Raw genomic sequence first — 13,333 nt, forward strand, 5'->3', positions numbered from 1 at the left:
GCCCGGTCGACCAGGTCGGAGCTGGTGCCGAGGACCACGGCCGCCGTGCGGACCACACGCCGCTCCAGCAGCCGCAGCAGATGCGCCCGCGCGCCCTCGGCGCGCGCCCGATTGTGCCAGGTGACGACCAGTGGGGTGGTGCGCCCGCTGAGCGCGAGCACCGCCCGGAAGGAGGCGTGCAGCCCGTGTGCGTGCACCAGGTCGGCGTCCGCGCAGGCCGCCCGGAGCGCCGCCACCGCGGCCGGGTCGCTGCTGCGCGGCACGTGCACGTGATCGGCGCCGGTCCCGGTGAAGTCGTAGGCGCGGTCGGCCTCCGCGGGGGCGCACACCGTGACCCGTACGCCCCTCGCCACCAGCCCCTCGGCCAGGGAGCGCACGTGCGCGCTGCTGCCGGCGTTGCCTCCGCCCAGCACCTGCACGGTGTGCAGCGGCTGCTGGCCGTGCGGTGCGCTGCTGCTGACGGGGCTCAAGGGGCCGGGGCTCCTGGTTCGGCGTGGGCGGTCACGAGGAAACGTACAGAAGGTAGCGGGCGCAAGGGGGCGGAAGGACGTACCCCGCGCGCCTCCCGCACGGGCCGTGTTCACCGCCAAGCATGCCAGGAGGCACCGCCGTTCCGGGAAACCCGGGCGGGCGCACCGGGCGGCGGTCCGGGGCAATGCGCCGGGGCACATCACCCACACGGGTGAGACCACGCCGGGCGCCGCCGACCGTCGACGTCCGCGTACCGCGAGGTCAGGCGGTCACAGGGCCCGGGCCCACGCGGTGACCCGGTCTCCGTACACGACGGCGGCCACGACGGCACCGGCGTGCGCGAGCAGCCCCGCACGCCCGTTGCAGGCGGCCACGCCGACGCCGAGCGCCGCGCCGAGCGCGTGCGCCCCCGTGTCGCCGATCATCGCCCGCTCCCCCAGGTCGTCGGGCAGCACGGCCGCGGCGGCGCCCAGGGCGACGGCGGTCAGTTCCGCGCCGGGGCCCTTCCGCAGCAGCCCCGGCGCCCCGAGCGCGAGCACCCCGCCGGCGGCCCGGCCGGGCCGTACGTCGACGAGGTTGACCACGTGCGCGGCGCCCGCGATGACGACTCCCGCGAGCAGCTTGTCGAGCGGGCGCTCCTTCAGCAGCGCGCCCGCGGCCAGGGCGGCGGCCGAGATGCCGAACAGCTTCACCGCGCCACTGGTGACGTCGCCCTGCCGCAGCGCGCCCAGATGCTCCCGGAAGCCGCGCCGGTGATCCCCGGCGACGTCGTCGTAGGCCCCGCATGCACCGGCCGCCAGCACGGCGAGCCCGGCACCGGGGTGGACCCGCGCGGCGCCCACCGCCGCGGCCACGGCCGACGCCGGCCCGGCGTACAGCTCGACGGTCCGCCCGGCGTAGTTCGTGCGCTCCCACCGCGCGCGCGTGCCGGGCGCGGTGCGGCGCAGGGCGGCCGTGCCCGCACGGGTGAGGGCGGCGGCGAGCGCAAAGGAGCCGGTTCTGCCCCGCGCAGGGCCCCTCACACGTCCGCCCGGGCCGTCGCCAGCAGTTCCTCGGCGTGCGCACGCGCCGTCTCGGAGTCCTCCTGGCCGGCCAGCATCCGGGACAGCTCGCGGATGCGCTCCTCGCCCTCCAGCACCTTCACGCCGGAGCGGGTGACGGACCCGTCGTTCGTCTTCTCCACCAGCAGCTGCCGGTCGGCGAAGGCGGCCACCTGGGGCAGGTGGGTGACCACGACGACCTGCGCGGTCCTGGCGAGCTTGGCCAGGCGCCGGCCGATCTCCACCGCGGCCTTGCCGCCGACGCCGGCGTCGACCTCGTCGAAGAGGTACGTCGGCACCGGATCGGTGCCGGCGAAGACGACCTCCACCGCGAGCATCACGCGGGACAGCTCACCGCCGGACGCGCCCTTGGCGATGGGCCGCGGCGGGGCGCCCGGGTGCGGGGCGAGCAGCAGCTCGACCTCGTCCACGCCCGACGGCCCGTACGCGACCGCGCGCCCGCCGACCTCGACGCCGTCCGGGTCCTCGGTCTGCCGGATGGCGAAGGACACGCGCGCGTGGGGCATCGCCAGCGAGGCCAGCTCCTGCGTCACGGCGGCGGCGAACCGCTCCGCGGCCTCCGCCCGCGCGTCCGACAACGCCTGCGCCAGCCCGCCCAGCTCGACGCGGAGCGCGTCCCGCTCGGCGGTCAGCTCCCCGATCCGCTCGTCGTCGCCCTCCAGCTCGGTCAGGCGCGCGGCGCTCTGCTCGGACCAGGCGAGGACGGCGTTCACGTCCTCCCCGTACTTGCGGGTCAGCGCGGTGAGCGCGGCCCGGCGCTCCTCCACGGCGGCCAGCCGCAGCGGGTCGGCGTCCAGATCGTCGGCGTACCCCGCCAGCTCACCGGCGACGTCGCCCAGCAGGATCCCGATCTCCCCGATCCGGTCGGCGAGCGAGGCCAGCGCCGGATCGTGGGTCCGTACGGCCTCCAGGGCCCGGTGGGCGCCCGCGACGAGGGTGGAGGCGTCGATGCCCTCGGGGTCCTCCGGATTGCCCGCGAGAGCGGCGTGTGCGGCCGTCGCGGCGGACGACAGGGCCTCGGCGTGCCCCAGCCGTTCCGCCTCCTCGGCCAGCTCCACGTCCTCCCCGGCCCGCGGCTCGACGGCCGCGATCTCCTCCAGGCCGTACCGGAGCATGTCGGCTTCCTGCGCCCGCTCCCGCGCGCGCGTGGTGATCTCCTCCAGCTCGGTGGAGACGGCCCGCAGCCGCCGGTAGGCCTCGGTGTACTTGGCCAGCGGCACGGCGACCGCGTCACCCGCGTACCGGTCCAGCGCCTGACGCTGCCGGGACAGCTTCAGCAGCCCCTGCTGGTCCGTCTGCCCGTGTACGGCCACCAGGTCGTCGGCCAGCTCGGCGAGCAGCCCCACGGGCACGCTGCGCCCGCCCAGGTGCGCCCGGGAGCGGCCCTCGGCGGAAACGGTACGGCTGATCAGCAGCGCGCCGTCGTCCAGCTCGGCCCCGGCCTCCTCGGCGCGCACGACGGCGGCGGCGTCCGCGGGGACGGTGACCCGGCCCTCCACGACCGCCTTGTCGGCCCCGATCCGCACGAGCGCCGCGTCCGCCCGGCCGCCGAGCAGCAGCCCGAGGCTCGTGACCACCATGGTCTTGCCCGCACCCGTCTCACCGGTGACGGCGGTGAACCCCGGCGACAGCTCGACGACGGCATCGTCGATGACCCCGAGCGACCGTATCCGCATCTCCTCCAACACGGAACAGACCATACGAGGTCCGGGCCGGGGAGTGCACACAGGCCGCTCTTTCCAGTGAGGCGCCCCGCGTTTCCGGGTTCCTAGTGAGGCGCGCCGCGCCACCCGGTCGTCGGCAGCGCGAACTTCGCCACCAGCCGGTCGGTGAAGGACGAATGGTGCAGCCGGGCCAGCCGCACCGGCACCGCGCCGCGCCGCACCTCGACCCGCGCCCCCGGCGGCAGCTCGATCGTCCGCCGCCCGTCGCACCACAGCACGCCCGGCGGAATGTGCGGCAGCACCTCCACCGCCAGCACCGAGTTCGGCGAGGTCACCAGCGGCTTCGCGAACAGGGCGTGCGCGCTGATCGGCACCATCAGCAGCGCCTCCACCTCGGGCCACACCACCGGCCCCCCGGCGGAGAAGGCGTACGCCGTGGACCCGGTCGGCGTGGACAGCACCACGCCGTCGCAGCCGAAGCCCGTCACCGGCCGCCCGTCGATCTCCAGCACGACCTCCAACAGCTTCTCGGCGCCGGCCTTCTGCACGGCCGCCTCGTTCAGCGCCCAGTCGGTGTGCACGATGTCGCCGTTGCGGTGCACGACGACGTCGACGGTCATCCGCTCCTCGACCTCGTAGGACCGCGCCACCACCCGGTCGACCACCCGATCGAGGTCGTCGCGCTCGGCCTCCGCGAGGAATCCGACGCGCCCGAGGTTGACGCCGAGCATCGGCACCCCGGAGGCGCGGGCGAACTCGGCGCCCCGCAGCAGCGTGCCGTCGCCGCCCAGCACGATCAGCAGCTCGCACCCGTCGAGGCACTGCGGGGTCGCCTCCTTGACGAGGTCCACCTCGTCCGGGAGCGGCAGGTCGCGCGCCTCCTCCTCCAGGACCCGCACACCGATGCCGTGCCGCAGCAGGCCCTTGACGACGAGTTCCGCGCTGCGGATCGCCGCGGGCCGCCCGGTGTGGGCCAGCAGGAAAACAGTACGCGCCAGGTTCTGTGTCAACGCGGCCCCTCCGCCACTGCACGGTCGACGTCTGCCGGGTCCAGGCGGGGGGCGCCGGACCGCAGCCACAGAAAGTACTCGACGTTGCCCGAGGGCCCGGGCAGCGGACTCGCGGTGACGCCACGCACCCCGAGCCCCAGCTCCCAGGCCTTCTCGGCCACTCCCCGCACGGCCTCCGCCCGCAGCTGCGGACTCCGTACGACACCCCCGCTGCCGAGCCGTTCCTTCCCCACCTCGAACTGCGGCTTGACCATCATCACCAGGTCGGCGTCCGGCTTCACGCACCGCTTCAGGGCGGGCAGCACCAGCCCGAGCGGGATGAAGGAGAGATCACCCACGACCAGATCCACAGGCTCCCCATCGATCGCCTCAAGCGTCAACTCGCGTACGTTCGTACGGTCCTTGACGGTGACGCGTTCATCGCTGCGCAGAGACCAGGCGAGCTGTCCGTATCCGACGTCCACCGCGACGACGTGCGCGGCCCCCGCGCGCAGCAGGACGTCCGTGAAGCCACCAGTGGACGCGCCGGCGTCGAGCGCGCGCCGGCCCTCGACCACGAGCCCCTGCGGGACGAACGCCTTCAGCGCGCCGGCGAGCTTGTGCCCGCCGCGGGAGACGTAGTCGGGGTCGCTGTCGTCGGCGGCGACCACGATGGCCGCCGCGGTCTCGACCTGCGTGGCCGGCTTGGTCGCGACGGTCTTGCCGACGGTGACCCGCCCCGCGGCGATCAGCTGGCCGGCGTGCTCGCGCGAGCGCGCGAGCTTCCGGCGGACCAGCTCCGCGTCCAGACGGCGGCGTGCGACTCCTGCCACGTTCGGTTCAGCTCCTGCTCTGGTGGTACGAGGGGTGGTACGAAGGTGAGGGCGCCGGAGGGCCCGGGCGGGCGTCGAGCGCGGTGAGCGCGTCGCGCAGCCCTCGGTGTACATCCTCGTACACCTCGACGTGCCCGTCGGCGGCGAGGTGGTCGGCGTCGGCCAGCCGTTCCAGATGGGCGTCGACCTCGGCGTTGCCGGTCGGCGTCCGCGGGACGCCCAGGGGGGCCGGGGCGGCGGGGTCGTACTCGGGTTCGGCCTGCGTCAGGGCCTGCGCGGGGGCCTCGGTCACGGACTCGCTCATGGGCAGACGCTACCTTGAACTGCTGGGGTACCGTCGGTGGCGATGGCCACGATCGAGGAGTGCCGCGCCGCACTGGGAAAGCTTTCGGACAACATGCAGGGGGCCGAGGGCGACGTCCGCGCGGCCGCCGCCCTGGACCGCTCCGTGAGCTGTCACATCACCGACCTGGACGTCACCTTCACGGGCCGGATGACCGACGGCCGGATCGAGGTGGACCACATCCACCCGGGGCCGCCGCGCGAACGGGCGCAGATCAGGCTGGTCATGGCCGGCGACGACCTGGTGGCCCTGGTGGACGGCGAGCTGAACTTCGCGACCGCCTGGGGCCGCGGCCGGGTCAGGCTGGAGGCGAGCCTGCTGGACCTGTTCCGGCTCAGGAAGCTGCTGTGAGCCGCGTCCTGCGGGCCGCCGGCACCACCAGCGGGGTGCCCGTCTCCGGATCGTCGATGACCTGACAGCGCAGCCCGAAGACCTCCTCGACCAGTTCGGCCGTGACGATGTCGTTCGGGGCGCCCTCGGCGATCACCTCGCCGCCGCGCAGGGCGATCAGATGGGTGGCGTAGCGGGCCGCGTGGTTGAGGTCGTGCAGCACGGCGACCAGGGTGCGGCCCTGCGTCTCGTGCAGCTCGGCGCACAGGTCGAGGACGTCGATCTGGTGCTGGATGTCGAGGTAGGTGGTCGGCTCGTCCAGGAGCAGCAGGGGGGTCTGCTGGGCGAGCGCCATGGCGATCCACACGCGCTGGCGCTGCCCGCCGGAGAGCTCGTCGACGTACCGGTCGGCCAGCTCGGCGACCCCGGTCTGCCGCATCGACTCACGCACGACGCGCTCGTCCTCGGCCGACCACTGGCGCAGCAGGCCCTGGTGCGGGTAGCGGCCCCGGCCGACGAGGTCGGCGACCGTGATGCCGTCCGGCGCGATGGACGACTGCGGGAGCAGGCCGAGGGTGCGCGCGACCTGCTTGGCGGGCAGCGACCGGATGGCCTGCCCATCGAGCAGCACCCGGCCCGCCGCCGGCCTCAGCATCCGCGACAGCGCCCGCAGCAGCGTCGACTTGCCGCACGCGTTCGGGCCGACGATCACCGTGAAGGAATGGTCGGGGATCTCCACCGACAGCTGCTCGGCGATGACGCGCTGGTCGTAGGCGAGGGTGACGTTCTGCGCTGACAGGCGGTTCACAGTGCTCCTGGGGGTGTTCGGGTGCGTGCCGCGCACGTCCTGGTCCGTGCCGCTCATATCCGGCCCGCCCTGCGCTCGGTGACCAGCAGCCACAGCAGATAGCCGCCGCCGAGGACGCCGGTGACCACGCCGACGGGCAGCTGGTCGGCGCCGAAGACGCGCTGGGAGGCCCAGTCGGCGGCGAGCAGCAGGGTGGCGCCCATGCAGAGGGAGGGCACCAGGTTCGGCCCCGGAGAGCGGGTCAGGCGCCGGGCGAGCTGCGGCGCGGTGAGCGCGACGAAGCTGACGGGGCCCGCGGCGGCGGTGGCGGCCGCGGTGAGCAGCACGGCGCAGACCATCAGGACCAGCCGCACGCGGTGCACCCGCGCGCCGAGGGCGCCCGCGACGTCGTCGCCCATCTCCAGCATCCGCAGGCCGCGCGCGTTGCCGAGGACCACGGGAACGAGGACGGCGCACAGGGCGAGCAGCGGCCGGACCTGGGACCAGTCGCGGCCGCCCAGGGAGCCGGTCATCCAGACCACCGCGCGGGCCGCGTCGACCAGGTCGGCCTTGGTGAGCAGATAGCCGTTGACCGCGGTGACGATCGCGGAGACGCCGATGCCGACCAGGACCAGCCGGTATCCGTGCACGCCCTGTTTCCAGGCGAGCAGATGGATGGCCAGTCCGGTCGCCAGGCCGCCGACGAGCGCGCCCACGGTGACCTGGGCGGCGCTGCCGGACATCAGCACGATCACGACCAGCGCGCCCGCCGTCGAGCCCTGCGACAGCCCCAGCACGTCCGGACTGCCCAGCGGATTGCGGGAGATGGACTGGAACAGCGCACCGCCGAGGCCCAGCGAGGCGCCGACCAGCAGTCCGACCAGCACCCGGGGCAGGCGCAGCTCGTTGACGATGAAGTCCTGGTAGGCGGTGCCGTTCCCGGCCAGCGTCCGCAGCACGTCGGACGCCGGGATTTTCGCGTCGCCGGTGCCGATCAGCGCGACGCCCGCGGCGCCGGCGGCGGCCAGCAGCAGGACGACGACGATCAGGGCCCGCACGTCCAGGCGCAGGGACAGCCCGCCGGGCGTGCGGACGGCACGGCTCGTGGTTCGCGTCTTCACAGCTGGGCCGTCCTCCGGCGTCGTACGAGAAGGATGAAGACCGGGCCGCCGATGAGCGCGGTGACGATGCCGACCTGGAGTTCCGCGGGGCGGGCCACGACCCGGCCTGCGACGTCGGCGCCGAGCAGCAGCACGGGCGCCAGGACGGCGGCGTACGGCAGGATCCAGCGCTGGTCGGGACCGGTGAAGGAGCGCACGACGTGCGGGACCATCAGGCCGACGAAGACGATGGGACCGCAGGCGGCGGTCGCGGCGCCGGACAGCACGGTGGCGGCCAGCATGGCGAGGGCGCGGGTGCGGGCCGGATGCGCGCCGAGGGCCCGGGCGGTGTCGTCGCCCATCGCCACGGCGTTCAGCGGCCGGGCCAGCGCGAGCGCGAGGACCGTGCCGGCTCCCAGGAACGGCAGCACCTGCACGATGGTCGAGTCCGTGGCCGAGGCGAGCGAGCCCACCGTCCAGAAGCGCATCCTGCCCAGGGCGGCGTCGTCCATGATCATCACGGCCTGGAGGTAGCCGTACAGGGCGGCGCTGACGGCCGTACCGGCGAGCGCCAGCCGTACCGGGGTGGCACCCCGGCTGCCGCCGAGGAACCACACCAGCGCGCCCACCGCCGCCGCCCCCAGGAAGGCGAACCACACATAGCCGGTGAGGCTGGTGACGCCGAAGTACGTGATGGCCGTGACGACGGCCGCCGAGGCGCCCGCGTTGATGCCGAGCAGCCCGGGGTCGGCCAGCGGGTTGCGGGTGAGCGCCTGCAGCACGGCGCCCGCCAGGCCGAGCGCGGCGCCGGCCAGCAGTCCGAGGACCGTGCGCGAGAGCCGCTCGGCCACGACGACGTCGCCGTAGGTCCCCGAGTCGTGGAACAGGCCGTGCCAGACCTGGGCGGGCGAGAGCCCCTTGGCCCCGATCGCGATGCTCGCCAGCGCGGCGAGCGCCAGGATCGCGACGGAGAGCAGCAGCCCAAGGGCCCGCGCCGCCCGGCGGGTTGGGGGCGCGGGGGCGGTCTTCGCGCGCTGTTCCGGAGGACTGTCGACCAACACGAGGTTAGGTTAGCCTACCCTCGCCCACTCATCGACGGCGCGTGCGTGTCAGAGCCCGAGGCGCGCCAGCGCCTTCCCGCCGTCCAGCTCGCACACGCCCTCTCCGGCCGCCGTCCAGGCCGCCGCGCACAGGGCGCGCAGCCCGTCCAGGGCCGCGCCGTCGCCCTCCAGCTCCAGCCGGTCGGCGCCGGCCCTGGCCGTCCAGCCACCGCACCGAAAGCCCTCACCCTCCGGGGTGACATCCGGCTGGCCGGTCAGCAGACCCCGCAGATCCGCGTCCACATACGTCGGCCGGTGCTGCGGCGGCGCCGCCAGCAGCCGGCCGCCGTCGGTGACGCCGGTCAGCACCAGCAGCGAGTCCACCCCGCCGTTGAACGCGCCCTCGATGTCGGTGTCCAGCCGGTCCCCGACCACCAGCGGCCGCTTCGCGCCCGTCCGGATGACCGTCTCCCGGTGCATCGGGGGCAGTGGCTTGCCCGCCACCTGCGGCTCGGCTCCGGTCGCGATCCGCACGACCTCCACCGCCGCCCCGTTGCCCGGCGCGATTCCCCGCTCGCTCGGAATCGTCAGATCGGTGTTGGACGCGAACCACGGCACCCCGCGCGCGACCGCGTACGACGCCTCCGCGAACCGCCCCCACGTCAGCTCGGGCCCGCCGTACCCCTGCACGACCGCCGCCGGGTCGTCGTCCGCCGACTCCACCGGCGTCAGGCCCCGCTCCCGCAACGCCACCCGCAACCCCTCACCGCCGATCACCAGCACACGAGCCCCGGCCGGCACCTGCTCGCTGATCAGCCGCGCGACCGCCTGCGCCGAGGTGATGACGTCGTCCGCCGCCGTCGGTATCCCCAGTTCGGTCAGGTGCTCCGCCACCGTGTCCGGCGTGCGCAGCGCGTTGTTGGTGACGTACGCCAGATGCATCCCGCCCCTCCGGGCGCGCTCCAGCGAGTCGACGGCGTGCGCGATCGCGTTCCCGCCCGCGTACACCACCCCGTCCAGGTCGAGCAGCGCCGTGTCGTACGCCTCGCTCAGGGGCTGCCCGCTGCCCTCGGGGCTCGTCCTGACGCCGTCGCTCATCTTCGCATCGCTCCTCGTTGACTCGCCTTCCCCTCGATCATCCCGCATGGCACTGACACACGTACGATGCCGGGATGAACACTGCAGGTCGCTCGGAAGCAACGGCGCGCCGGGGCCTGGAACTCACTCCGTTCCGAGGCCTTCGTTACGACCCCGACCGGGTCGGCAGCCTGGCCTCCGTCACCTCCCCGCCGTACGACGTCGTCGTGCGCCCGGACGGGGTGCACCACCTCCAGTCGGCCGATCCGTACAACATCGTCCGGCTGATCCTTCCGCAGGCCGGTACGGCGAGCCAGCGCACGGAACAGGCGGCCGACACCCTGCGCCGCTGGCTGGACGAAGGCATACTCACCACGGACCCGGAACCCGGCCTCTACGTCTACGAGCAGCGGGACGGCAACGACATGCTCCAGCGCGGCGTGATCGGCGCGCTGCGCGTCTCCGAGCCCGCCGAGGGCGTCGTGCTGCCGCACGAGGACGTCATGCTCCCCGTGGTCGCCGACCGCGCGGCTCTGATGCGCGCCACGCGCGCGAACCTCGAGCCGTTGCTGTTGAGCTACCACGGCAACGGCACGGCGGCCGAGGTCGTCGAGCGCACGGCGGAGAAACCGCCGCTGCTGGCCACGACCACCGAGGACGGCTACGACCACCGCCTCTGGTCGGTCACCGACCCCGCCGACGTCGCCCGCATCCAGTCCGACCTGGCCCACCACCAGGCACTGATCGCCGACGGCCACCACCGCTGGGCCACGTACTGCCGGCTGCGCGCGGAACACCCCTCCCCCAGCCCCTGGGACTACGGCCTGGTCCTACTCGTCGACACGGCCCGCTACCCGTTGCGCGTCCGCGCCATCCACCGCCTGCTGCACGGCCTGCCGGTGGCGGACGCGCTGACGGCCGTGGAGGGCCTGTTCCGGGTACGGCACCTCGACACACCCCTCCCCAAGGCCCTGGAGGCGCTGGCGGACGCGTGCCGCGCGGGCAACGCCTTCCTCCTGGCGGGCGACGGCGCCTTCCACCTGATCGACCGTCCCGACCCGGACCTGCTGGCCCGCACCGTCCCCGCGGACCGTCCGGCCGCCTGGCGCTCCCTGGACGCCACGGTCCTGCACGCCACGCTGCTGGAACACGTCTGGAACATCCCCGAGGACTCCCCGGCCCACATCGCCTATATCCACGACACGGCCGCGACGGTCGCCAAGGCGGAGCACGACGGCGGAACCGCCGTCCTGATGCATCCGGTCCGTGAGGAGGTCGTACGCGACCTGGCCCGCCAGGGCGTCACGATGCCGCGCAAGTCGACGTCCTTCGGGCCGAAGCCCGCCTCGGGGCTGGTGCTCCGGGCGCTGGAGATCTGACACGCGAAAGAGGGCGGACCCGTCATGGGCCCGCCCTCTTTCGAGTGACCGTCGTCAGTCCCGGTCGCCCTGCTCCTGCTCGGCGTCGCCGGACCGGGGCTCACCGCCGTCCTCGTCCCCGGCCGCGTTCCCGGCCTCGTCGAGGGCGTCGACGAACTCGACGCCGTCCAGCTCGGCGAGCCGGTCGGAGGCGTCGGTGCTGCCATCCCGGTCAGCCTCCACGGCCTTCGCGAACCACTCCCGCGCCTCCGCCTCGCGACCGACGGCCAGCAGGGCGTCGGCGTAGGCGTACCGCAGCCGCGCGGTCCACGGCTGTACGGCGTTGGAGGCCAGCTCCGGGCTCTGCAGGGTCACGATGGCCGCGTCCAGCTGGCCCATGTCGCGCCGGGCACCGGCCGCCACGAGACGCATCTCGACCTGCCCGGCCTTGTCCAGCTTGTGCACCTCCGGGGCGCCCGCCATGTCCAGTGCCTTCTCCGGCCGCCCGAGCCCGCGCTCGCAGTCGGCCATCACCGGCCACAGGTCCACGTTGCCCGTCATGCGCCGGGCGGCCCGGAACTCGGCGAGGGCCTCGCTGTACTTCTGGTTGGCGTACGCGGCGAACCCGGCGGCCTCGCGCACGGCGGCCACACGGGACGCCAGACGCAGGGCCACCTTCGAGTAGCCGTAGGCGGCCTCGGGGTCCTCGTCGATCAGCCGGGCGACCATCACCAGGTTCTTCGCCACGTCCTCCGCGAGCGTCTTCGGCAGGCTCTGCAGCTCCTGCCGGACGTCCCGGTCGATCTCCTCGCCGGTGACCTCCTCCGGAATCGGCAGCCGCTTGATCGGCTCCCGGTCCCGGTCCCGCTCGTCACGGAAGCGCCCACCGCCACGGCGGTCGTCCCGCCCGTCGCGCCCGTCCCGCCCGCGGAAGCCGCCCGGGCGACCGCCTCGGTCGTCCCTACGGGGTCCACGGCCGCCCCGGTCGTCCCGGCCCCGGAAGCCGCCACGGTCCTCGCCCCGGCGGTCGTCGTCGCGACGGCCGTAACCGCCACGGCTGTCCTCGCGCCGGCCGTAGCCACCGCGGTCGTCGTCGCGACGACCGAAGCCACCGCGGTCGTCATCACGCCGGCCGTAGCCACCGCGGTCGTCGTCGCGGCGGAAGGCCGGACGGTCGTCCCGCCGGTCGTCACGGCGGCCGTCGCGCCTGTCATCCCGGCGCTCATCGCGGCGGTAGCCACGGTCGCCGCGGTCGTCACGGCGCGGCCCGCGGTCCCGGTCGTCCCGCTGCAACGCCGGACGCGAACCCCGGTCACCCTCGCGGCGATCGTCCCTGCGGCCGTAGCCGCCACGCCTGTCGTCGCGACGGTCATCGCGGCGATCGTCACGCCTGTCGTCACGTCCGCGGTCGTCTCGGCGGAAGCCACCGCGGTCACCACGGTCGCGGTCGCCGTAGCCACCGCCGCGGCTGTCGTCGCGCCGGCCGTAGGCGCCACGGTTGTCGTCGCGCCGGCCGTAACCTCCACGGTCGTCGTCGCGGCGGAAGGCCGGGCGGTCGTCCCGCCGGTCGTCACGCCTGTCGTCCCGGCGGTAGCCACGGTCGCCACGGTCGTCACGGCGCGGCCCGCGGTCCCGGTCGTCCCGCTGGAACGCCGGACGCGAACCCCGGTCACCCTCGCGGCGATCGTCCCAACGGCCGTGTCCACCACGCCTGTCGTCACGGCGATCGTCCCGCCTGTCGTCACGGCCGCGGTCGTCTCGGCGGAAGCCACCGCGGTCACCACGGTCGCGGTCGCCGTAGCCACCGCCGCGGCTGTCGTCGCGCCGGCCGTAGCCGCCACGGTCGCCTTCGCGCCGGAAGCCGCCCCGGTCACCGCGGTAGCCGCCGCGGTCACCCCGGTCACCACCCTCCCGTCGCCGCTGGTCGCGCTCCGGTCGGTCGTCGGGAGAGTTGGTGGACATGGTGACTCCTGTCTTCGGTACCGCAAACATTGTAAAAAACGAAAGGACCCCTGGTCCCAGCTGAACGCTGGTGACCAGGGGTCCTCCAAAGATTGTTCGGCGGCGTCCTACTCTCCCACAGGGTCCCCCCTGCAGTACCATCGGCGCTGTGAGGCTTAGCTTCCGGGTTCGGAATGTAACCGGGCGTTTCCCTCACGCTATGACCACCGAAACCCTAATGGTTTCGAGCGAACAAGCACACTCTTCAGTTATGCGTTCTGCTCTAGGCCGGCAACCGTTCGTTGCCTCAGAACATACACAGTGGACGCGAGCATCAAT

14 protein-coding genes and 1 rRNA gene are annotated in these 13,333 nt (G+C 74.0%); 2 read left to right on the forward strand and 13 right to left on the reverse strand.

Annotated elements, in window-relative coordinates:
• The 6 genes from ACLU3S_RS31290 to ACLU3S_RS31315 all read right to left on the reverse strand — a co-directional run.
• Positions 1-470, reverse strand: a 470-nt coding sequence (locus tag ACLU3S_RS31290; protein WP_413955343.1) for a glycosyltransferase, incomplete at its 3' end; no start/stop codon positions are given.
• 270 nt (positions 471-740) lie between these two features.
• Positions 741-1,493, reverse strand: a complete 753-nt coding sequence (locus ACLU3S_RS31295; RefSeq protein ID WP_413955344.1) for a hypothetical protein — start codon at positions 1,491-1,493, stop codon at positions 741-743.
• Entirely contained in the window at positions 1,490-3,232 is a 1,743-nt protein-coding gene (recN, locus tag ACLU3S_RS31300; RefSeq protein WP_413955345.1) for a DNA repair protein RecN, read from the reverse strand. Before recN ends, ACLU3S_RS31295 begins: the two co-directional genes overlap by 4 nt.
• A 68-nt stretch (positions 3,233-3,300) precedes the next feature.
• Positions 3,301-4,206, reverse strand: coding sequence for an NAD kinase (locus ACLU3S_RS31305; RefSeq protein WP_413955346.1), 906 nt, complete (start codon positions 4,204-4,206; stop codon positions 3,301-3,303).
• On the reverse strand, positions 4,203-5,018 hold the full coding sequence (locus ACLU3S_RS31310) for a TlyA family RNA methyltransferase (RefSeq protein WP_413955347.1): 816 nt from the start codon (positions 5,016-5,018) through the stop codon (positions 4,203-4,205). Before ACLU3S_RS31310 ends, ACLU3S_RS31305 begins: the two co-directional genes overlap by 4 nt.
• A gap of 7 nt (positions 5,019-5,025) precedes the next feature.
• Positions 5,026-5,322, reverse strand: a complete 297-nt coding sequence (locus ACLU3S_RS31315) for a hypothetical protein (protein WP_413955348.1) — start codon at positions 5,320-5,322, stop codon at positions 5,026-5,028.
• A 42-nt stretch (positions 5,323-5,364) separates the two neighbouring features.
• Here ACLU3S_RS31315 and ACLU3S_RS31320 point away from each other — a divergent pair, with 42 nt between their 5' ends.
• Positions 5,365-5,712, forward strand: coding sequence for a sterol-binding protein (locus ACLU3S_RS31320; protein WP_413955349.1), 348 nt, complete (start codon positions 5,365-5,367; stop codon positions 5,710-5,712).
• Here ACLU3S_RS31320 and ACLU3S_RS31325 read toward each other — a convergent pair.
• From ACLU3S_RS31325 to ACLU3S_RS31340, 4 genes are read right to left on the reverse strand one after another with little or no spacing between them, the layout of a single operon-like run.
• Complete coding sequence (locus tag ACLU3S_RS31325) at positions 5,696-6,556, reverse strand: ABC transporter ATP-binding protein (RefSeq protein WP_413955350.1); 861 nt, start codon at positions 6,554-6,556, stop codon at positions 5,696-5,698. The genes ACLU3S_RS31320 and ACLU3S_RS31325 overlap by 17 nt on opposite strands.
• On the reverse strand, positions 6,553-7,599 hold the full coding sequence (locus tag ACLU3S_RS31330) for a FecCD family ABC transporter permease (protein WP_413955351.1): 1,047 nt from the start codon (positions 7,597-7,599) through the stop codon (positions 6,553-6,555). The genes ACLU3S_RS31325 and ACLU3S_RS31330 overlap by 4 nt, the downstream gene beginning before the upstream one ends.
• Positions 7,596-8,639, reverse strand: a complete 1,044-nt coding sequence (locus ACLU3S_RS31335) for a FecCD family ABC transporter permease (protein WP_413955352.1) — start codon at positions 8,637-8,639, stop codon at positions 7,596-7,598. The genes ACLU3S_RS31330 and ACLU3S_RS31335 overlap by 4 nt, the downstream gene beginning before the upstream one ends.
• A 48-nt stretch (positions 8,640-8,687) precedes the next feature.
• Positions 8,688-9,716 (reverse strand): HAD-IIA family hydrolase, encoded by a 1,029-nt coding sequence (locus tag ACLU3S_RS31340; protein ID WP_413955353.1) that lies wholly within the window; start codon positions 9,714-9,716, stop codon positions 8,688-8,690.
• 74 nt (positions 9,717-9,790) lie between these two features.
• On the opposite strand from ACLU3S_RS31340, the gene ACLU3S_RS31345 reads away from it, so the two are divergent.
• The gene (locus ACLU3S_RS31345) at positions 9,791-11,074 is read left to right on the forward strand and encodes a DUF1015 family protein (RefSeq protein ID WP_413955354.1); all 1,284 of its coding nucleotides are present in this window, start codon (positions 9,791-9,793) and stop codon (positions 11,072-11,074) included.
• A 54-nt stretch (positions 11,075-11,128) separates the two neighbouring features.
• Here ACLU3S_RS31345 and ACLU3S_RS31350 read toward each other — a convergent pair whose 3' ends face one another.
• The 3 genes from ACLU3S_RS31350 to rrf form a co-directional block, all read right to left on the reverse strand.
• Positions 11,129-11,890 carry a hypothetical protein gene (locus ACLU3S_RS31350; RefSeq protein ID WP_413955356.1) on the reverse strand — a complete coding sequence of 254 codons (762 nt, stop codon included), beginning with the start codon at positions 11,888-11,890 and terminating at the stop codon, positions 11,129-11,131.
• The gene (locus tag ACLU3S_RS31355) at positions 11,782-12,957 is read right to left on the reverse strand and encodes a hypothetical protein (protein WP_413955355.1); all 1,176 of its coding nucleotides are present in this window, start codon (positions 12,955-12,957) and stop codon (positions 11,782-11,784) included. Before ACLU3S_RS31355 ends, ACLU3S_RS31350 begins: the two co-directional genes overlap by 109 nt.
• Positions 12,958-13,109: 152 nt before the next feature.
• Positions 13,110-13,226: ribosomal RNA gene (rrf, locus tag ACLU3S_RS31360) — 5S ribosomal RNA — on the reverse strand.
• Positions 13,227-13,333 lie beyond the last annotated feature (107 nt).

The sequence above is a fragment of the Streptomyces sp. AF1A genome, from assembly GCF_047340315.1.
Taxonomy (GTDB): Bacteria; Actinomycetota; Actinomycetes; order Streptomycetales; family Streptomycetaceae; genus Streptomyces.